This window comes from Streptomyces sp. NPDC017202 (genome assembly GCF_044331705.1).
Classification (GTDB): domain Bacteria; phylum Actinomycetota; class Actinomycetes; order Streptomycetales; family Streptomycetaceae; genus Streptomyces.
In genome coordinates, this window is record NZ_JBIRNP010000003.1 from 131,229 (window position 1) to 151,007 (window position 19,779).

Genomic DNA, 19,779 nt, shown 5'->3' on the forward strand with positions numbered 1-19,779 from the left:
CGCGCACCTGCACGCCACACGCACGGACACGGGCACGGCACCCGCGCAGCACACGCACCACTCACACGCACCACGTCAGCGAAGGGGCCGGGGGATGAATGCCCGCACCGAGCCTGAAGAAGCGGAGCCGGCCACACCGGCAAGGCCGCCGATAGTCCGGGAACTCCTGCTCGTCGCCGGACTCTTCCTCGTCTACAAATGCGGCCGGCAGCTGGCCACGGGCCACACCGCCGAGGCCTTCCGCAACGCGCACCGCGTGTGGGACGCGGAACGGTGGCTGCGGCTGCCGGACGAGGACGCGGCGCAGTCCCTGCTGCTGCACGGCGACGGCCTGGTCCACGTCGCGAACACCTACTACGCGACCGTGCACTTCCCCGCCACCGCGGCCTTCCTGGTCTGGCTCCATCTGCGGCGTCCCGCCCACTACGTCTGGGCCCGCCGGGTGCTGGCCGCCGTCACGGCCGCCGCCCTGGTGGTCCATCTCACGTTCCCCCTCGCACCGCCCCGGATGCTCACGGCGACGGGACTGATCGACACCGCGCGGGTGTACGGGCCCTCGGTGTACGGGCCCCCGCAGACGGACACCCTGTCGAACCAGTTCGCGGCGATGCCCTCGCTGCACTTCGGCTGGGCCCTGATGGTCGCCGTCGGGCTGATCGTCGCCACCCGGTCGCGCCTGCGGTGGCTGTGGCTGCTGCACCCGCTGGTCACCCTGCTGGTGATCGTGGGCACGGCGAACCACTACTGGCTGGACGCGCTCATCGCCTCGGCACTGCTCGGGGTCGCCCTCGCGGTGATCCGTGCGCCGCGCCGCACGGTGACGACGGCCGGACGCGGTGCGCCCGCCGGTGGGCCGGCCCGGCCGGCCGAGGAGAGGACGGCCGGGGAGAAGGCGCTCGTGGGGGCGGGCCGATGAGCGCCGCCCTCGTCGCCGTCGTCCTGTCGCTGTTCTCCGCGGTCGCCTACGCCGCCGCGGCCGTCGCCCAGGAACGGCTGGCCGCCCGCTCCCCCGGCACCGGATTCGTCCGGCTGCTGGGCAGCGGCGCCTGGTGGGCCTCGGTGGGGCTCAACGGCGGGGCCGCCGTGCTGCACGTCGTGGCCCTCACGTACGGCCCGCTGACCCTGGTGCAGCCGCTCGGGGCGCTCACCCTGGTCGCGGCCGTGCCGCTGGGCGCGCGCATCGCCGGCCGGAGGGTCGGCGCGGCCGAGTGGCGGGGCACCGCCCTGACCCTGCTCGGACTGGCCGCGATCCTGGTCACGGCGTCCGGTCCGGCACCCGAGGACGTACTGAGCGGGTCCGAGGCGGTCGCGGTGGCGGGGGTGACGGCGGCGCTGATCGGGCTGCTGGCCCGGCCCGGCTCCCGGCCCGGCCTGCGGCACGCGAGCGCGTCCGGCTTCGCCTCCGGGGTGGCCTCCGCGCTCACCCAGACCGTGACGGTGGCCGCGTCCGACCGGTCCGGTCCGCTGCTGGGCGTGCAGGTGACCGGGGTGGCGCTGCTGGTGGCCGCCTTCGCCACGGGCGGGCTGCTGCTGTCGCAGACCGCCTACCGGGACGGACTGGGGGCCCCGCTGGCGGTGGTGACACTGGCGAACCCGGTGGCCGCCGCGGTGATCGGTCTCACGCTGCTGGGCGAACGGCTCCAGGGCGGGGCGGCGGGCGCACTCCTCGCGGTCGCCGGAGCGGGCCTCTCCGCGTGGGGCGTGGTGCTGCTGTCCCGCGCGGCGCCGGAGTCGGCACCGGGAGCGGCGACGGGACCGGCACCGGTTCCGACCGCGGCTCCCGCGGCGGGCCGGACCCCTGGACGCCTCACCGCCTACGCCTCTGGGCGCCCGTCCCGACGCGGTTCGCGGTACGGCGGCGGGCACACCGGGGACGGCGGGGACGGCGGGGACGGGCACCACACGCACGGCGACGGGCACGACGGGCATCCGGTGGCCGCGGTGCTCGCGCTGAAGCCGGGGACGGCCTCGGCCGAACCCGCGCTGCTGCCCCGGCCGGCCACGGGACCGGGGCGCCTCACCACGCTGTGACCGGGGTCAGCCGAGGCCGCGGGAGTCCTGCTTCAGGGCCGTGTCCACCGTCAGGGCGGTGGCGACGACCAGGCTCAGCAGGGGTTCGGGCAGCTGGTAGTGGATCTGCAGGACATAGTTGTCCGCGGTGGTGAAGAGGGTCTTCGCCAGGCCTTCCCAGGTCTTGGTGATCCGGGCGACCTCGTTGCCCGCGTGGTCGACGATCGCGAAGTTCCAGGCCCGCCAGTTCTCCGCCTTGATCGCGCCGACCTGCCCGCCACCGGCGTTGATGGCGAAGTTGATCTTTCCGAAGATGTTCTGCTGGACGATCTCGCCGACCGGCTGACCGTCGGGACGCGTCACGAGCACCCGGGACTTGAGGAACTTGCGCGGGCGGGTCAGCAGCAGGACCGGCTGACCGTGAGCGTCGCGGATCTCCAGCCGGTGCGTCATGAACTGGTCGATGCTGGCGACGAACCGCAGGACCTTGCGCAGCGCGCTCTGCCCGACCTGCACGACCGAACCGAGCTGATTGCCCCGCTGGTCCATGACCTTGTACTCGTTGGTCAGCTCGATCAGCTTGGCCTTCTGGTTGACCACCAGCACCGGCTCGCTGAACAGCGTGCCGCCACCGGGGCCGCCCGCCGCGACCCCCGCCTGCTGCTGCACCTGGCGCTGCACACGGGGGTCGGGTCCGGCGGCCGGCTGCGCGGGCACCTGCGACTGGGCGGGCTGCGCGGGTACCGGCTGCTGGGCGGGCTGCGCGGGCACCTGCGACTGGCCCTGCGCCGGCTGCTGCTCGGCGTGGGTGTGCTCGGTCCACCGGGAGCCGTCCCAGTACCGCAGGGTCCGGTCGGCCCCGTGCGGGTCCGGGTACCAACCTGAAGGTGTGTTCGAATGCGTGGTCACCGGGGCACACTACCCCGAGCCCACCCGGACCTGACCAGCCCCCACGATGCGGTGCTCACCGTGCTTCCACCCGCGCGGTGTGCTCATTCCGTGACGATGGCCGGGTCGCTCACACCGGGGCGCCCGTTCTCGACGTGTCCGGCGAACCGGCGCCGGAACGACGGGTCCGCGGCGGAGGTGACGGTGAGGTCGTACCAGCGCCGGCTGGCGCTCAGGTCGACGGTGCGCTTGAGGACGGCGCCCACCCGGACCCGTACGGTCGTGGTGCGGCCGCGGTAGCCGTCGGCCACCTTCAACTCCACCGTGCCGGAGCCCCGGTTGGTGAAGGTCAGCTCCACGTCGTCGCCCACGTGCCGGGCGACGACCTCGGGCCCCGCGGTCCTCCCCGGTCCCTTGAAGACGCGCAGGAAGCCGTTCGGTCCGTGCACGGTGAGGTCGTGGGAGCCGCCCGAGTACGCCGGGTCCCAGGTGTCGGAGATCTTCTTGCCGGCTTCGGTGGTGTACGTCCACGGGCCGTCGGCGCGGTTGCCGGAGGTGACCAGGAAGGCGGCGCCGGCCTTGACGCCGGAGGCGAAGGTGAGCGTGAGCTTCCCGGTGGCCGGGTCCACCGAACCGTCCACGGCGGGCGCGTACTTGAGGGGTCGGGCGGGCCGCAGGCCGCGTTCCTGCCGGGGCAGGGTGCCCTCGGCGGGCGGGGTGGGCCGGTAGTCGGGGTGGCGCTCGCGGTCCTGCGGCTCGTACCCGTCGGTGTCGGGCAGCACGACCGGCCCGGTGTCCCTGCGGGAGAAGTCGAAGGCGGCCGTCAGATCGCCGCAGACGGCCCGCCGCCAGGGCGAGATGTTCGGCTCGCGCACTCCGAAGCGGCGCTCCATGAAGCGGATGACCGAGGTGTGGTCGAGGGTCTCGGAGCAGACGTAACCGCCCTTGCTCCAGGGCGAGACGACGAGCATCGGCACCCGCGGGCCGAGGCCGTACGGACCGGCGACGCGGTTGCCGCCGCCCGGGTACAGGTCCAGGGAGACGTCGACGGTGGACCTGCCCCGCTCGTCCGACGTCGGCGGGAGCGGCGGCACCAGGTGGTCGAAGAAGCCGTCGTTCTCGTCGTAGGTGACGAACAGCGCCGTCCTCGCCCACACCGCCGGGTTGGAGGTGAGCGCGTCGAGGACCTGGGCGATGTACCAGGCGCCGTAGTTGGAGGGCCAGTTGGAGTGCTCGGAGAAGGCCTCCGGGGCGGCGATCCAGGAGATCTGCGGCAGCTTGCCGGCCTTGACGTCGGCGCGGAGCCGGTCGAAGTAGCCGTCGCCGTTCTTGACGTCGGTGCCGGTGCGGGCCTTGTCGTAGAGCGGGTCGCCGGGGGCGGCGTTGCGGTACTTGTCGAAGTAGAGCAGCGAGTTGTCGCCGTAGTTGCCGCGGTAGGGGTCCGGTATCCAGCCCCAGGAGCCCTGCGCGTCGAGGCCGTCGCCGACGTCCTGGTAGACCTTCCAGGAGACGCCCGCCTCCTCCAGGCGCTCGGGGTAGGTCGTCCAGTCGTAGCCCAGCTCCTCGTTGCCCAGGACCGGGCCGCCGCCCCGGCCGTCGTTGCCGGTGTGTCCCGTCCACAGGTAGTAGCGGTTGGGGTCGGTGGAGCCGATGAAGGAGCAGTGGTAGGCGTCGCAGACGGTGAACCTGTCGGCGAGCGCGTAGTGGAAGGGGATGTCCTCGCGGGTGAGGTACGCCATGGTCGTGGTGCCCTTCGCGGGCACCCACCTGTCGTACCTGCCGCCGTTGTAGGCCGCCTGTCCGTCGGGCCAGCTGTGCGGGAGGCCTTCGAGGAACTGCATGCCGAGGTCGTCGGCGGTCGGGTGGAAGGGCAGGAGGTCCCTGGTGCCGTCGGACTGGTGCCACACGGACTTGCCGCCGGGGAGCGTCACGGGATGCGGGTCGCCGAAGCCGCGCACGCCCCGCAGCTTGCCGAAGTAGTGGTCGAAGGACCGGTTCTCCTGCATCAGGACGACGATGTGCTCGACGTCCTCGATCGTCCCGGTGCGGTGGTGGGCCGGCAGTGCGGCGGCGCGCTCGATGCTGCTCGACAGCGCGCTGAACGCCGTGGTGGCACCCGCGATCTGGAGGAATCTGCGCCGGTTGACTTCGGACATGGGTGAAGGACCTCTCGTGCGGGGCGGGTTCGGCGGCCGGTCGTCGGGCGGGGAAGTGCGCGCGCAAGGAGTGTTCCAAGGGCACGCAACGCGGGGGAAGGGACGGATGGCGCCCACGTGAAGGCCGACGGTACGGGGGGTGCGGAACGGCACACCGTCGGCGGTGCGGGAGGGACGGCGCGCGGCACCGTCGGCGGTGCGGGGAAGGGGCGGAACGGCACACCGCCGGCGGTGCGGGAGGGACGGAGCTCGACACCCCGGTTGCCGCGGCCTCGTGGACGGGCTCAGCCGCCTCCGGCGACGCGCCGCCACCCGTTCGCGGGGCGGCCGGAAATCGGCGGATGGCCGGGAAGCCGCCGTCCGCCCGTGCGTCGGGCACGGGCCGGGCGCAGCCGTACGCGCCAAACCCTCCGGACCGGTCCCGGTCCCGGACGTCCCCGCCCGCACCCCCGCTCCCCTGGGTCACAGACCGGCTACCGTGCGCGTTTGCCGCCCTTCCGGGGCGGACACGGGTTCGTCACGCGGTCTTCACACGGGGCACACTTCCGGCCGATCGGGATGCCCGGCCGGCCGGCGGGGCAGACGATGCCGAGCGCCCCTGCCTAGCCTCCCGGCTCATGCGATCACCACTGATGAGACGCCTCGGCCTCGGTACCGTTCTCGCCGTCGTCCTGGCCGTGTTCGGCCTGACGCCCGTCGCGAGCGCGGACCCGGCTCCGGCCACGCTGACGTTCGCCACCGACAGCGCGACCACCACGCCCGGCGGCACGGTGAACCTGTCGATGACGATCACCAACAACAAGACCTACGACATCTGGTTCGTGTACCAGACGATCGACCCGACCTGGCTGACCACCCAGCGCCCCGACCTGAAGTACGGCTTCACCGGCTGCTCCCTGGCGACGGCCGCCGGCACCACCCCCTGCTCCGGGACCGGACCGGCCGACCTCGGCGCCAACTACGGCACCACCGTCCCGCCCGGCCAGAGCCGTACCGTCACGCTGACGCTCCAGATCGCCGCCGACTCGGGCTGCAACGGCAACATCGGCTTCTACTCCTACTTCTACGCCGAGTTCAGCGACACCACCAGCATCAGCGGCGGGCCGGTGTACACGCCGGAGACCCGCGTCCTGTGCGCCTGACGGACCGGCCCCCCGGCCCGCCCGGACACCTCGACCCCGGCGGGCCGACTCCGGCGGATCCGGCCCGACGGACCGTCACAGCACGTCGGAAACAGTCAGGTTGACCTGAAAACGGCCCACGATCCGAAACCGGCCTGTGAGCGGGCCCACATCACGACCGGGATCGCGGGCCCGGGTCCGGCGGGCCGGACCCGTCCGCCGGTACGCCCTCCGGGCCCCGGACCAGCAGGCGTCTCCCTCGCGCCACCCGGTTCCACGGCGTACCGGCGGACGAACCCGCGCCACTTCCGGTTCCTCCGGCACCTCGTTGGTCACCTGCACTTTTCCGTCATGTTTCGCAACACCATCACGAAAGCTACACAGAGACATCACCATGTGACGCGACGGATGCGTCGACGACCGGCTTCTGAGGGGGATGCCGGCGCCGCGCCAGGGGGTGCGTCCGCTCCACGGGAGCCGTGCTCACCCCTGCCCGGGGAGGGGACTTCACCGCATGAAGCGGACCATACGCACCACCGTGCTCACGGTCGGTGCGCTCATCGCCGCGTTCGGCCTGCCGGCCGGCACGGCGCACGCCGACACCACCGCACCCCGCGTCGACCTGCGGGTGCTGGTGGTCAGCGACGGCGGCCCGGCCACCGGCGCCATCGCGGCCGAACTCGACGCGGCCGGCACGCCGTACACCGAGATCGACCTGACGCAGGCGGGCCGGCCCGTGATCGACGGCGGTTTCCTGGCCGACACCGTGGACGGCCGGCCACGCGCCAGGTACCAGGCCGTGGTGCTGCCGAACGACAACCCGTTCCCGGCCGGTTCCACCGAGATGGCGGCCCTCGCCGCCTACGAGCGGACGTACGCGGTGCCCCAGGTCGACGCCTACACCTACGCGCGTCCGGAGGCCGGCCTGCAGTACCCGGTGTACGGCGGCTACTCCGGCAGTCTCGACGGCGTGCGGGCCTCGGTCACCACCGCCGGCCGGGCGGGCCCCTTCGGCTACCTGGACGGCTCCGTGCCGTTCGAGGACAACGACCCTGCCGTCGGCGAGAGTTACGCCTACCTGTCGACCCCCGTCGCGGGCGCCGACTTCACCTCGTACGTCGACGCGCCGGTCCCCGGCCGGGCGACGCGCGGTTCCCTGGTGGGCGAGTACCGGCACGACGGGCGGCGCGAGCTGGTCGTCACGTTCGTCTACAACCGGTACCAGCAGCAGTTCCGGCTGCTGGCCCGCGGCATCGTGGAGTGGATGACCGGCGGTGTGCACCTGGGCGCCTCCCGGAACTACTTCGCGGTGCACGTGGACGACGTGTTCGCCGCCGACGACCGCTGGAACACCGCCCTGAACTGCACCCCGGGCGACGTCGACTGCACGGACCCGAACGCCGCCCCGGACCCGATCCGGATGACGCCCGCCGACGTCGACCACGCCGTCTCCTGGCAGCAGGAGCACGGCCTCACCCTCGACTTCGCCTACAACGGCGCGGGCAGCGTCGACCACCGCGAGGACCACGGCGGGGCCGACCCGCTCGCCGACCGGCTGATCGCCGGACGCGACGCGTTCCGCTGGATCAACCACACCTACACGCACGCCTTCCTCGGCTGTGTGCAGGACACCTCGGTGGTGCCGTGGAAGTGCGCCACCGCCGCCGACGGCAGCACGCGGTGGGTGAGCCGCAACGAGATCGCGGACGAGATCGCGGCCAACCGGGTGTGGGGCGAGGCGGCGGGACTCCCCCTGGAGAACGAGGAGTTGGTCACCGGCGAGCACTCGGGCATGAAGGTGCTGCCGCAGCAGCCGGTGGACAACCCCAACCTGGCGCTCGCCCTCGACGACAACGACATCACCTGGCTCGGTTCGGACAACTCCCGTGAGCCCGAACAGCGTTCGGTCGGCCCGGCGACCACCGTCCCCCGCTACCCGATGAACGTCTTCTACAACGCGGGCCGCGCCGCCGAGCAGGTCGACGAGTACAACTGGATCTACACGAGCCGCGCCCAGGGCGGCAGCGGCATCTGCGAGGACAACCCGGCGACCACCACCTGCCTCGCCGCCCCGCTGGACCCGGCCACCGGCTACACCGGGCACATCGTGCCGCTGGAGACGCGGATCGCCCTCGGACACGTGCTGTCCAACGACCCCAGGCCGCACTTCATCCACCAGTCGAACCTCGCCGAGGACCGCATCGCCTACCCGGTGCTGAGCGGCGTCCTGGACGGCTACGCGGCACTGTTCGCGGACGACACCCCCGTGGTGAACCCGCGGATGAGCGAGATCGGCACCGAGCTGGGCCGCCGGGCCGCCTGGCGGAACGCCCTGGAGGCCGGCCGGGTGACGGCCTACCGCATCGGCGGCACGGTCACCGTCGAGGCGCCGGCCGGACTCCAGGTCCCCGCGACCCTGCCCACCGGCTCCACCCTGGACGACGCCGCGTTCGGCGCGCCGTACGCGGGCCTGCTGTCCGGCTGGACGCCCTCCGCCGGCACCCCGCTCACCCTCACCCTGGCGGCCTCCGCCCCCGCTCCGGCCGTCTCCGCCCCGGTCACCGGTACCCCCTCCGCCGCGGTCACCGAGCCGGCCCCGGACACCCGCGTCCCGGCGGGCGTCACCGAGCCGGTCGCGTCCTCCGCCAGGGACTGAACGGCGCACCGAACCGCGTCCACCGAAGGTCCCGGCCGTCCACCCGCGGCCGGGACCGCGACCGGCGAAACGGTCCCCAGAGGGACCTGCCGCCGGGTACGACCACCCCACACCTCGGCCGTGGAGCACCTCGATGCACGTTCCCCACGGCGCGCGACGCCCCGGCGCGACGCGCGTCACCCTGCTCACCGAAGGCACCTACCCGCACAGCCACGGCGGCGTGAGCGTGTGGTGCGACCAACTCGTCCAGGGCATGCCCGACCTCGACTTCGACGTCCTCGCCGTCACCGGCACGGGACGCGAACCCCTGGTGTGGGAGCTGCCCGCGCACGTCACACGGGTGCGGTCCGTCCCCATGTGGGGCGCCCCGCCCGAGGGACGCCCGCCGCGCGGCCGGTCCCGCCACCGGCTCGCCGCCGCCTACGAGCGGTTCCTCACCGCGCTCCTCGACCCGTGCGCGCAGGACGGGTTCGCACCCGCCCTGTACGCCATGGCGGGGGCGGCGACGGACGGCGGGCTGAGCGCGTTCCTGCGGGACGACCGGGCGATCGCCCTGCTGTCCTCGGTGTGGAACCGTCCCGGTCTGGCCGTCCGCGAGGCCCGGCCGACCGTCCACGACGCGCTGACCGCGACGTCCCTGCTGGAGCACGCCCTGCGTCCGCTGGCCGTACCGCCGCCGGAGAGCGGGGTCGCGCACGCGGTGAGCGGCGGCGTCGCGGCCCTGCCCGGCCTGGCCGCGCTCGAACGGCACGGTGTGCCACTGCTGTTGACCGAGCACGGCGTCTACCTGCGTGAGCGCTACCTCGGTTACCGCACCGCTCCCTACCGCTGGCCGGTGAAGGCGGTCGTCCTCGGCTTCTTCCGGCTGCTGGCGGAGGAGACCTACCGCCGGGCCGCGCTGATCACCCCGGGAAACCGGTACAACCGGCTGTGGGAGGAGCAGGGCGGCGCCGCCCCGGAGTCGATCCGCACCGTCTACAACGGGGTGGACCCCGCCGCGTTCCCGCCGGCCGGACCCGAGCCGCGGGCGCTCACCCTCAGCTGGGCGGGCCGGGTCGACCCGATCAAGGACCTGGAGACCCTGATCCGGGCCTTCTCCCTGGTGCGGGCCCGGCTGCCCGACGTACGGCTGCGGTTGTTCGGCGGGACGCCGCGGGGCGGGGAGGCGTACCGGGAGCGGTGCGAGGCGCTGGCCGCCGAGCTGGGGCACGCGGACGCCGTCACCTTCGAGGGCCGCGTCGACGACATCAAGGACGCCTACGCGGCCGGCAACGTCGTGATGCTGTCGAGCATCAGCGAGGGTTTCCCGTTCACCCTGATCGAGGCCATGTCGTGCGGGCGGGCCACCGTCTCCACCGATGTGGGCGGGGTCCGGGAGGCGGTCGGCGAGACCGGTCTGGTGGTGCCGCCGCGCGATCCGGCCGCGATGGCCGCCGCCGCGCTGGAGCTGCTGGGCGACCCGGCGCGGCGCCGGGCGATGGGCGAGGCGGCGCGGCTGCGGGTGATCGAGCAGTTCACCCTGCGGCAGACCATCGACACGTTCCGCGCCATCTATCAGGAACTGCCCACTCTCAAGAAGGAGTCGCCCGACCGGATCGTCCTGCCCGCTCCGGCGGTCACCGGCACGGGGAGCCTCGCCGGATGAGCGGGCCGATGTTCCTCGAACCCGGCGGCCCCGAACAGGACACGCTGGCGCTGCGGCTGGCGACGCCCCGGCCGCCGCGCCGCCGCCCGCGCTGGGCCCTGGACGAGGACACCCTCGCCGTCCGGCTGCCCCGGCGGGGCCCCGACGAGGAGGCGGTCAGCGCCCTCGCCGCCGAACTCGCCGACCGCGTCGGCCCCGCCGTCCACCCCTACGAGGTGGCCGCGCTGCTGGAGGCGGAGGGCCTGTCCGCCTCCGTGATCAAGGAGCGGTACGGTCACCCGAACCTGTTCTCGCTCGCCGCCGCGCTGTACGAGAGGGTGCCGCGGACCTTCCCCGAACCCGCGCCCGCGCCCGACCCCTGGCGCCCGGACACCGTGCGCTGTCTGCTGCGGGGTGCCCTGTTCGCCCTGCCGGGCCTGGCCTATCCGATGACCGCGCCCCTCTGGGACGCCGGCCGGCACACCGCCGTGCTGGTGGTGGCCGGACTGCTCTCCTGGGCCTGGGGACAGGCGCTGGGGCACCGGGCCCACCTGCGGATGGCGGCCGGGCGGCGGGAGGCCGGCCGTACCCTCCTCGTCGGCGCGCCCCTCGGGGCGACGGTCGCCACGGCCGCCGCCGCGCTGCCCGCCGGGGGCGGGCCGGTGACGCTGGTGGCGGCCGCGCAGTCGGTGTACCTGGCGGCGGCCGGCGTGCTGCTGGTGCTGGGCCGGGAGCGGCTGCTGCTGGCCGCGCTCGGTCCGCTGGTCGCCGGTGCCGCCGTGCTGCCGTGGTGGGACCTCGCGCCGTCGCTGCGGGCCGGGCTGCCGCTGCTGGCGCTGCTCGCCGTGCTCGCCGCCACCGGCCACGCGCTGCGCACCGTCCTCGCCGTCCCGCCGGCGCCGGCCGCGGCCCGGCCGGGGCTGCTGCGGTCGCTGCCGTACGGGCTGTTCGGGCTGGCCGCGGGGGTGCTGGTACTGCTGGAGGGCCACGAGGAGCCGTACGCCGTGATCGCGCTGACCGTCAGCATGGGACCGGCGGAGTGGCTGCTGTACCGCTACCGCGGGCTGTCCGTCGCCGCGCTGCGCGCCGCCGCGACGCCCGCCGGTTTCCTGCTGCGCTCGGCCGGCGTCCTCGCCCTCTGCCTGCTCGCGTACGTCCTGCCGCTGCTGCCCGCGGCCCTGCTCACCGGCGCCGATCCGGCCGTCCTGCTGCCGCTCGCCGCCGCCCTGTGGACCGGGCTGCTGCTCCAGGCCTTCGGGGTGGCCTGGCCGTCCGCCGCGATCTGTCTCACGGCCGCGGCCGGCGCCTCGGCGGCCGCCCTGTTCCGGCTGCCACCCGGTCCGGCCGCCCTGCCCCTGTGCTGCGGCGCCGCCGCGCTCTGTCTGGCCGGGTGCGCGCTGTGGCTGCTCGGCCGTCCGGCCCCGCACGCCTGACGGCACGCCCGCTCCGCCGCCCACGCCCCGACGACCACCGACGACCACCGGCAACACCGTCGACCACCGGCAACACCACCCATGACCGTCAACGACCGGAAGGATCAACCAAGGTGACCTCCGCACCGCTCGCCGCCGTCACCGGAGCCGAGGGTTTCATCGGCTCGCACCTCACCGAGGCGCTGGTCGCCTCCGGCCACCGGGTGAGAGCCATGGCCCAGTACAACTCCTTCTCCTCCTACGGCTGGCTGGAGACACTGCCCCCGGACGTCCTGGACCAGGTGGAGATCGTCCTCGGCGACGTCCGGGACCCCGGCTCGGTCCGCGGGCTCCTCGACGGCGCCGACGTGGCCTACCACCTGGCCGCGCTGATCGCGATCCCGTACTCCTACCGGGCGCCGCACAGTTACGTGGACACCAACGTCACCGGCACCCTCAACGTGCTGGAGGCGGTCCGCGCGCTGGGCACGCCCCGGCTCGTGCACACCTCCACCAGCGAGACGTACGGCACCGCGCAGACCGTGCCGATCACCGAGGACCATCCCATCAACACCCAGTCGCCGTACGCCGCTTCGAAGGCGGGCGGGGACCGGCTGGCCGACAGCTACCACGCGAGCTTCGGCACCCCCGTGGTCACGCTGCGGCCGTTCAACACCTTCGGGCCCCGCCAGTCGATGCGCGCGGTCATCCCCACCGTCATCGGGCAGGTGGCCGCCGGGGAGCGGACGATCACCCTCGGCGACCTGCGTCCCACGCGGGACTTCACGTTCGTCGAGGACACCGCGCAGGCGTTCCTCGCGGTGGGCTCGGCCCCCGCCGAACGGGTGGTGGGCCGCACCTTCAACGCCGGCACCGGCGGGGAGATCTCGGTCGGGGACCTGGTCGCGCTGATCGGCAAGGTGATGGACACCGCGCTCGACGTGCGCGAGGACGCCGCCCGCATCCGGCCGGCCGGCTCCGAGGTGCTGCGGCTGGTCGCCGACGCGAGCCGGCTCGCCGCCGCCACCGGCTGGCAGCCCGCCCACACCCTGGAGGAAGGCCTCGCGCACACCGTGGAGTTCTTCCGCGACCCGGGCAACCTGGCGCGCTACAAGACCGGCATCTACAACATCTGACCCGTCCGGCACGTCCCCGCACAGGCATGAAGGAGGAGCCCCATGCACGCAGTGATCCTGGCCGGAGGCAAGGGCGTCCGGCTGCGGCCGTACACCACCGCGCTGCCCAAGCCGCTCGTCCCCATCGGTGACCAGCACGCCATCCTGGAGATCGTGCTGCGCCAGCTCGCCACGGCCGGCTTCACCAGCTGCACCATCGCCATCGGTCACCTCGGCGAGATCATCCGCGCCTACGTCGGCGACGGCACCCAGTGGGGCCTGGCCGTCGACTACGCCACCGAGGAGAGCCCGCTGGGCACCATGGGCCCGCTGCTGAAACTGCGTGACCGGCTTCCGGAGACGTTCCTGGTGATGAACGGCGACGTCCTGACCGACCTCGACTACGCCGACGTCCTGCTCCGGCACCGCGAGTCGGGCGCGCCGCTGACCATAGCGACGTACGCCCGCAGGGTGCACATCGACTTCGGGGTGCTGACCACCACCGACAGCAAGGTCGTGGCGTTCACCGAGAAGCCGAGCATGGACTACCGGGTGTCGATGGGCGTCTACGGCCTGACGCGTTCGACACTGGACGGGTACACGGCCGGACTGCCTCTGGGATTCGACGAGTTGGTCCTCGACCTGCTGAAGTCCGGCGACGCGCCGCACGCCTACGACTTCGACGGGTACTGGCTCGACATCGGCCGTCCGGACGACTACGACCGGGCCAACGCCGAGTTCACCAGCCGCCGGTCGCTGCTGCTCAAGGGAGCCTGAGCACCACATGCGCATTCTCGTCCTCGGCCACACCGGCTACCTGGGCGCCCACGTCGCCGAGCGGCTGCGGGCCCTGCCGGGCACGCGGGTCCTCGGCGGCGGACGTTCGCCCGCCGCCGAGTTCCCCGTCGACCTCGCCGCCGTCCGCCCGGAGCAGCTGGCGAAGACCCTGGCCTCGGCCGCGCCCGACACCGTCGTCAACTGCGCGGGCGCGACCGGCGGCGACGCCGTGACCCTCGCGGAGGTCAACGCCCGCGGCCCCGCCGTCCTGTGCGCGGCACTGCGCGCGGCGGCCCCGGCGGCCCGCCTGGTCCACCTCGGCTCGGCCGCCGAGTACGGGCCCGGCGCCGTGGACACCCGGGTGACGGAGTCGGCGGCCACCAGCCCGGCCGGCCCGTACGGCGCCACCAAGCTCGCGGGGACGGTCGCGGTGACCGCGTCCGGGCTGGACGCGGTGGTGCTGCGGGTGGGCAACCCGGTGGGGCCGGGGGCGCCCGCCTCGGGGCTGCCGGGCCGGATCGCCGGACTGCTGCGGGCGGCGGGCCCGGACCCGGAGGCGGTGCTGCGCCTCGGCGACCTGTCGGCGTACCGCGACTTCGTGGACGTACGCGACGTGGCGCGGGCCGTGGCGCTGGCGGTCACGGCGCCCGGTCCGCTGCCGCCCGTCCTCAACATCGGCGGCGGGCGGGCGGTCCCGGTGCGCGAGCTGGTGCGGCGGATGGTGCGGCAGGCGGGTTTCGCGGGCCGGGTGGAGGAGAACGCGGCGGGCTCGGCCCGTTCCGCACCGGTGTCCTGGCAGTGCTCGGACATCGGCGCCGCCGCGCGGGCCCTGGGCTGGCGCCCGGTCCACACCCTCGACGACGCCCTCGCCGCACTGTGGGAAGGGGACGGTACGCCGTGAACCTGCTGATTCCGCTGTACGTCCACCCGGCCGAGGACCCGGGCGCCTGGCACCGGCTGATCAGGTCCGCCGCCCGTACCTACGGCGTCGTCCTCAACCCGGCGAACGGGCCGGGCGAGGGACCCGATCCGGCGTTCGCGGCGGCGGCCTCGGCGCTGCGCGCGGCGGGGGCGCGGCTGCTGGGGTACGTGGACACCGACTACGGGATCCGGGACGAGGCGGAGATCGCCGACGAGGTGCGCCGCCACCGTGAGTGGTACGCGGCCGACGGCTGTTTCCTGGACCGGGTGACGGCGACCGCGGACGGTCTGTCCGCCTGCCGCCGGCTGGTGCGGGCGCTGCGGCGGCAGGGGGCGGGGACGGTCGTGCTGAACCCCGGGGTCCACCCGGCGGTCGGGTACGCCCGGCTGGCCGACCTGACCGTCACCTTCGAGGGTCACTGGTCGACGTACGTCTCGGCCTTCAGCAGACCGGAGTGGACCGCCAGACAGGCGCCCGAGCGGCTGTGCCACCTGGTCTACGGGGTGCCGGAGGCGCTGGTGCCGCTCGCCGTGCGCACCGCGCACGAGCGCGGCGCGGCGGTCTGCGGCCCCGTCACCGGTGAACTCCCCAATCCGTGGTCCGAGTTGAGTCCGGCGCTGAGCGGGGTCCGGCCGTGAGGCGGGCGGTGGCGGGTGCGGCGGTGCTGGCCGCCGTGCTGGTGACGGCACTGAGCGGCTGTTCCGGTGACGGCCGGACCGGCGGGCCGGACCCGACGGCGAAGCCCCGGTGGCAGCCGCGCCCCGGCCTGGCCTGGCAGTGGCAGCTCGACGGCAGGGTCGACCCGTCGGCCGACGTGCCCGTGTACGACATCGACGGCTTCGAGAACTCCGCGGCCGACGTGGCCCGGCTGCACCGGGACGGCCGCAAGGTCATCTGTTACGTCAACGTCGGCGCCTGGGAGAGCTTCCGGCCCGACAAGGACGCCTTCCCGCGCGCGGTGCTCGGTGAGCCCAACGGCTGGGCGGGCGAACGGTGGCTGGACATCCGGCGGATCTCCGTCCTGCGCCCGTTGATGGCGAAGCGTTTCGACATGTGCCGCGACAAGGGGTTCGACGCGGTGGAACCCGACCTGATGGAGGGGTACGGCAACGAGACCGGCTTCCCGCTCACCGCGCGCGACCAGCTCCGCTACAACCGCATGATCGCCGGGCTCGCCCATGAGCGCGGCCTGTCGGTGGGGCTGAAGAACGACCTCCCCCAGATCCCCGAGCTGGTCGCCGACTTCGACTTCGCGGTGAACGAGGAGTGCGCCCAGTACGACGAGTGCGGCCGCCTCACCCCGTTCGTCACGGCGGGCAAGGCGGTCTTCCACGTGGAGTACACGGAGCCGGCCGGGGAGTTCTGCCCCGAGTCCCGCAGACTGCGCCTGTCCTCGATGCTGAAGAAGCCCGAGCTGGGGGTGTGGCGCAGGCCCTGCTGAGCGGGGCGCGGGGCGCCGTCGGGGACGCGGGGCGGGCGCCGTCGGGGACGCGGGGCGGGCGCCGTCGGGGACGCGGGGCCGTAGGGCGGGTGCCTCACGGGTGGACCGGAGCGAAACGTTTGCGTTTCGCTCGTCGGGCACCTAGGCTAGGTGTACGAAACGGTTTCGTTTTACCTGTTCGTCACCCACGCCACCACCGGCGTCACCCCCGACTTCGTCACCGACCACGACTGGAGTACGTCCCCATGGCTCACACAGCCGCAGCACCGGACACGGTGTCGCCCGGCAGGAGCGGCTCACCGGCCGAGGCCGCCGGGCCCCGCCACCGGTGGTGGGTCCTCGCCGTCATCGGGCTCGCCCAGCTGATGGTCGTCCTGGACGCGACCATCGTGAACATCGCCCTGCCGTCCGCCCAGGCCGACCTCGGCTTCTCCGACGGCAACCGGACCTGGATCGTCACCGCCTACTCCCTGGCCTTCGGCAGCCTGCTGCTGCTCGGCGGCCGGATCGCCGACCTCTTCGGCCGCAAGCCCGCCTTCCTCGTCGGCGTGAGCGGCTTCGCGGCCGCCTCCGCCGTGGCCGGCGCGGCCACCGGCTTCGAGATGCTCGTCGCGGGCCGCGCCCTCCAGGGCCTGTTCGGCGCACTGCTCGCCCCGGCCGCGCTCTCCTTGCTGACCACCACCTTCACCGACCCGAAGGAGCGCGCCAAGGCCTTCGGCATCTTCGGCGCGATCGCCGGCTCCGGCGCGGCCGTCGGCCTGCTGCTCGGCGGTGTCCTCACCGAGTACCTGGACTGGCGCTGGACCCTCTACGTCAACCTCTTCATCGCGGCCTTCGCCATCGTCGGCGGCTCGCTGCTGCTCCGGCGCACGGCTCGTGACCCCGGCGCCAAGCTCGACATCCCCGGCACGGTCCTCGTCACCACCGGCCTGTTCGGCATCGTCTACGGCTTCTCCAACGCCGAGTCCCACGACTGGAGCTCGCCGCTGTCCTGGGGCTTCCTCGCCGCCGGCACCGCGCTGCTGGCGCTCTTCACCTGGTGGCAGACCAAGGCGTCGCACCCGCTGCTGCCGCTGCGGGTGCTCCTGGACCGCGACCGCGGCGCGTCCTTCACCGCCATGCTGATCTCCAGCGCCGGAATGTTCGGCGTGTTCCTCTTCCTGACCTACTACCTCCAGCTCAGCCTCGGCTTCTCCGCCGTCCGGACGGGCCTGGCCTTCCTCCCGATGGTCGGTGCCCTCATGGTGAGCGCCACCCTGTCCACCAGCGTCCTGCTGCCGCGCGTCGGACCGAAGACCGTGGTCCCGCTCGGCATGGTGCTCGGAGCCGCCGGCATGGTCTGGCTGACCGCCCTCGGCCTGGACAGCACCTACGCGGCGGACGTCCTGCCCCCGCTGCTGGTCACCGGCCTCGGCATCGGCCTGATCATGGCCCCCGCCATGAGCGTCGCCACCAGCGGTGTGGCCACCGAGGACGCCGGAGTCGCCTCGGCCTCCGTCAACACGATGCAGCAGATCGGCGGCTCCATCGGCACGGCCCTGCTCAACACCCTCGCCGCCAGCGCCGCCACGTCGTACCTGGCCGGCAAGGACCCCTCCGACAAGCTGACCCAGGCCCGGGCCGCGCTGGAGTCCTACTCCGCCGCCTACTGGTGGTCGGCCGGCTTCTTCGCCGTCGGCGCGCTGGTCACGGCGCTGCTCTACCGGCGCGGCGTCCCGGCGGTCGACGCGGACGCCGCCCCCACCGTCCACATGTGAGCGGCATGTGGTGACCCGCGCCGGCCCGTGGGGACGGGGAGGGCGCGGACGACGGGCCCGGTGCTTTCGAGCACCGGGCCCGTCGGCATGCCGCACCGCTTCCGCCGCGACGCCGGGCGGACTCCCGCGTCCGGTACACGTCGCACAGCCGGGCCTCGGCACTCCCGCGTCCGGTACACGTCTGCACGTCGCACAGCCGGGCCTCGGCCGGGACGCCGAAGCCGTGCGGGCGCACCCGACCGCCCTCGGGCAGGAACGTGCGGTGCGTGTCCCGCTGACCCGGGCGCCGTCGGCGACCTGAACGCCGACGGTGCCCGGTCAGGCCTCGGGGGCGGGGACCACGCTGAGGTGTCCCGCGGTGCGGCGCGGACGCCGTCCCCCGCGGGGCGCCGGAGCGGGTGTCTCGCGCAGCACCATCGTCAGCCGCGTGTACCCCATCTCACGCAGCGTGCGCGGAGTCTCACCGACGATACGGCACTCGGTGGCGGGCCGGCGCGGGTCGGGGTGGAGCAGGGTGCGGACCGCCCCGTCGTGCTCGACGGCGTCCTCGCCCATGGCGCGCACCCAGTGCGGCAGTCCCTGCCGGTAGGCGGCCTCCATCAGGGGGTCCTGGGCGATCTCGCGGCGGATCGCCTGCAGGACGGGATCGTGGCCGTGCCCCTCGAGGGTCGCGGCGAACCGGGCGAGCACGGGCAGGCACCAGCCGGCCTCGTGGTCGCCGAGGACCGACGCCGCGTCCGGGTGGAAGAGGACGAACCGCAGGAAGTTGTCGTCCGGCAGCGCGGTCGGATGCGGGCTCACGTCGCGGAAAAGTGACGCGAAAGCGACGTTGGCGAGAACGACGTCCCAGCGGTGGTCGAGAACGACGGAAGGAAAGGGCACGGCCTCCAGGTACGCGGCGTAGTCCCGTAGGTAGGACTGGGCCTCGGGACTCGCGGGGACGGGCCGCGGTACCGACCGCTGCCCACCTGCCTGATACGCCATCGGGAGGTCACCCCTCTTGCCTCTGCGGCCTTCACGCGGCGTGCCGATCCTGCTGCCCGGCGCGCGGCGTGTCAACTATCGTGGCATTCGGCGCTCGTTGACGGCTGAAATTGGCCACAGTTGTGGCGAGACCTGGATGTGAGTTCGAAAGACCGGTTACTCTCCGGGCAGTTCACGGCGATCGCGTGTGCCCGTGAGAGGCTCGTGAGAGACGTAGGAGACCTGTCGGTGACGGATGGCTTCGAGGTTCCGGGCGCCACGGCGACGGTGCTGTTGTCGGCCGTCGTCGCCCGTGTCACCGCTCTCGCCGACCGGCTCGGCGTGCCGCACGCGGAGGTCTTCGGCACCGGACGGCTGTCCGTCGCCTCCGGCGTGCCCGAGTCCGTGGTCAAGGCCCTGCTGAGCGGCCGCCCGGCGGGGGAACCGGACGTGCAGGCCAGGTTCCTGCAGCGGCTGGACCTGTTGCGCCGCACCCGGCTCAAGCCCAACGGCCGCAGGTACACCCAGCAGGAGATCGCCGACGGCGCCGGTATGTCGCGGCAGCAGGCGGGCGCCCTCATCAACGGCGACCGCCGCCCCACCATGGAGCACTGCGACGCCCTCCAGCGCTTCTTCCGCGTGCACGCCGGCTTCCTCACGGCCGAGGACCCCGAGGCCCTGGCGGGCGCCCTCCAGCACATCGAGCAGGAGTTGCTCCAGAAGCTCGCCGCCCGGGAGGCGGCCGCGGCCGCCGAGGACCCGCTGGAGCGGCTGCTCCAGGACCACGGAGTGCGCGGGATCGCGTGGCGGGCCGCCCAACTGCCCACCGATCAGCACCGGGACAAGGTCGCCGAGTGGCTGGACATGCTCCTGGAGAGCGTGAAGCGGCCGGAGTCGTGATCCGGGGGAGAACTGGGAGAACTGTGGGCATCGCCAA

General features: G+C 73.7%; 16 protein-coding genes. 13 read left to right on the top strand and 3 right to left on the bottom strand.

What is annotated here, in order from left to right; all coding sequences use genetic code 11:
• Positions 1–94: 94 nt before the first annotated feature.
• Together ACH4N1_RS08200 and ACH4N1_RS08205 are read left to right on the top strand one after the other, a co-directional pair.
• On the top strand, positions 95–916 hold the full coding sequence (locus tag ACH4N1_RS08200) for a phosphatase PAP2 family protein (protein WP_398095449.1): 822 nt from the start codon (positions 95–97) through the stop codon (positions 914–916).
• A complete protein-coding gene (locus tag ACH4N1_RS08205; protein WP_398095451.1) occupies positions 913–2,031 on the top strand; it encodes a hypothetical protein in 1,119 nt (372 codons plus the stop codon). Before ACH4N1_RS08200 ends, ACH4N1_RS08205 begins: the two co-directional genes overlap by 4 nt.
• Positions 2,032–2,037: 6 nt before the next feature.
• Here the strand turns inward: ACH4N1_RS08205 and ACH4N1_RS08210 are convergent, their stop codons facing one another.
• Together ACH4N1_RS08210 and ACH4N1_RS08215 are read right to left on the bottom strand one after the other, a co-directional pair.
• A complete protein-coding gene (locus ACH4N1_RS08210) occupies positions 2,038–2,919 on the bottom strand; it encodes a phospholipid scramblase-related protein (protein WP_398095453.1) in 882 nt (293 codons plus the stop codon).
• An 83-nt stretch (positions 2,920–3,002) separates the two neighbouring features.
• Complete coding sequence (locus tag ACH4N1_RS08215; RefSeq protein WP_398095455.1) at positions 3,003–5,054, bottom strand: phosphocholine-specific phospholipase C; 2,052 nt, start codon at positions 5,052–5,054, stop codon at positions 3,003–3,005.
• A 617-nt stretch (positions 5,055–5,671) separates the two neighbouring features.
• Here ACH4N1_RS08215 and ACH4N1_RS08220 point away from each other — a divergent pair.
• The 10 genes from ACH4N1_RS08220 to ACH4N1_RS08265 all read left to right on the top strand — a co-directional run bounded on the left by ACH4N1_RS08220 (position 5,672) and on the right by ACH4N1_RS08265 (position 17,879).
• Positions 5,672–6,196 (top strand): hypothetical protein, encoded by a 525-nt coding sequence (locus ACH4N1_RS08220; protein ID WP_398095457.1) that lies wholly within the window; start codon positions 5,672–5,674, stop codon positions 6,194–6,196.
• Between the two features lie 493 nt (positions 6,197–6,689).
• Positions 6,690–8,831 carry a hypothetical protein gene (locus ACH4N1_RS08225; RefSeq protein ID WP_398095459.1) on the top strand — a complete coding sequence of 714 codons (2,142 nt, stop codon included), beginning with the start codon at positions 6,690–6,692 and terminating at the stop codon, positions 8,829–8,831.
• Between the two features lie 133 nt (positions 8,832–8,964).
• Complete coding sequence (gene pelF / locus ACH4N1_RS08230) at positions 8,965–10,476, top strand: GT4 family glycosyltransferase PelF (protein WP_398095461.1); 1,512 nt, start codon at positions 8,965–8,967, stop codon at positions 10,474–10,476.
• Positions 10,473–11,888: a hypothetical protein gene (locus ACH4N1_RS08235; RefSeq protein ID WP_398095462.1), complete on the top strand. Its 1,416-nt coding sequence runs from the start codon at positions 10,473–10,475 to the stop codon at positions 11,886–11,888. The genes pelF and ACH4N1_RS08235 overlap by 4 nt, the downstream gene beginning before the upstream one ends.
• Positions 11,889–12,001: 113 nt before the next feature.
• The gene (locus ACH4N1_RS08240) at positions 12,002–13,003 is read left to right on the top strand and encodes a GDP-mannose 4,6-dehydratase (protein ID WP_398095464.1); all 1,002 of its coding nucleotides are present in this window, start codon (positions 12,002–12,004) and stop codon (positions 13,001–13,003) included.
• A gap of 42 nt (positions 13,004–13,045) precedes the next feature.
• Positions 13,046–13,759, top strand: a complete 714-nt coding sequence (locus ACH4N1_RS08245; RefSeq protein WP_398095466.1) for an NDP-sugar synthase — start codon at positions 13,046–13,048, stop codon at positions 13,757–13,759.
• Positions 13,760–13,766: 7 nt separating this feature from the next.
• Positions 13,767–14,660, top strand: a complete 894-nt coding sequence (locus ACH4N1_RS08250; protein ID WP_398095468.1) for an NAD-dependent epimerase/dehydratase family protein — start codon at positions 13,767–13,769, stop codon at positions 14,658–14,660.
• Positions 14,657–15,319: a spherulation-specific family 4 protein gene (locus ACH4N1_RS08255; RefSeq protein WP_398095469.1), complete on the top strand. Its 663-nt coding sequence runs from the start codon at positions 14,657–14,659 to the stop codon at positions 15,317–15,319. The genes ACH4N1_RS08250 and ACH4N1_RS08255 overlap by 4 nt, the downstream gene beginning before the upstream one ends.
• The gene (locus ACH4N1_RS08260; protein ID WP_398095471.1) at positions 15,316–16,122 is read left to right on the top strand and encodes an endo alpha-1,4 polygalactosaminidase; all 807 of its coding nucleotides are present in this window, start codon (positions 15,316–15,318) and stop codon (positions 16,120–16,122) included. The genes ACH4N1_RS08255 and ACH4N1_RS08260 overlap by 4 nt, the downstream gene beginning before the upstream one ends.
• Positions 16,123–16,367: 245 nt before the next feature.
• Positions 16,368–17,879 carry an MFS transporter gene (locus tag ACH4N1_RS08265; protein WP_398095473.1) on the top strand — a complete coding sequence of 504 codons (1,512 nt, stop codon included), beginning with the start codon at positions 16,368–16,370 and terminating at the stop codon, positions 17,877–17,879.
• A gap of 318 nt (positions 17,880–18,197) precedes the next feature.
• Here the strand turns inward: ACH4N1_RS08265 and ACH4N1_RS08270 are convergent, their stop codons facing one another.
• Positions 18,198–18,863: a hypothetical protein gene (locus tag ACH4N1_RS08270; protein WP_398095474.1), complete on the bottom strand. Its 666-nt coding sequence runs from the start codon at positions 18,861–18,863 to the stop codon at positions 18,198–18,200.
• Positions 18,864–19,091: 228 nt separating this feature from the next.
• On the opposite strand from ACH4N1_RS08270, the gene ACH4N1_RS08275 reads away from it, so the two are divergent.
• Entirely contained in the window at positions 19,092–19,742 is a 651-nt protein-coding gene (locus ACH4N1_RS08275) for a helix-turn-helix domain-containing protein (RefSeq protein WP_398095476.1), read from the top strand.
• The last annotated feature ends 37 nt before the right edge of the window (positions 19,743–19,779 follow it).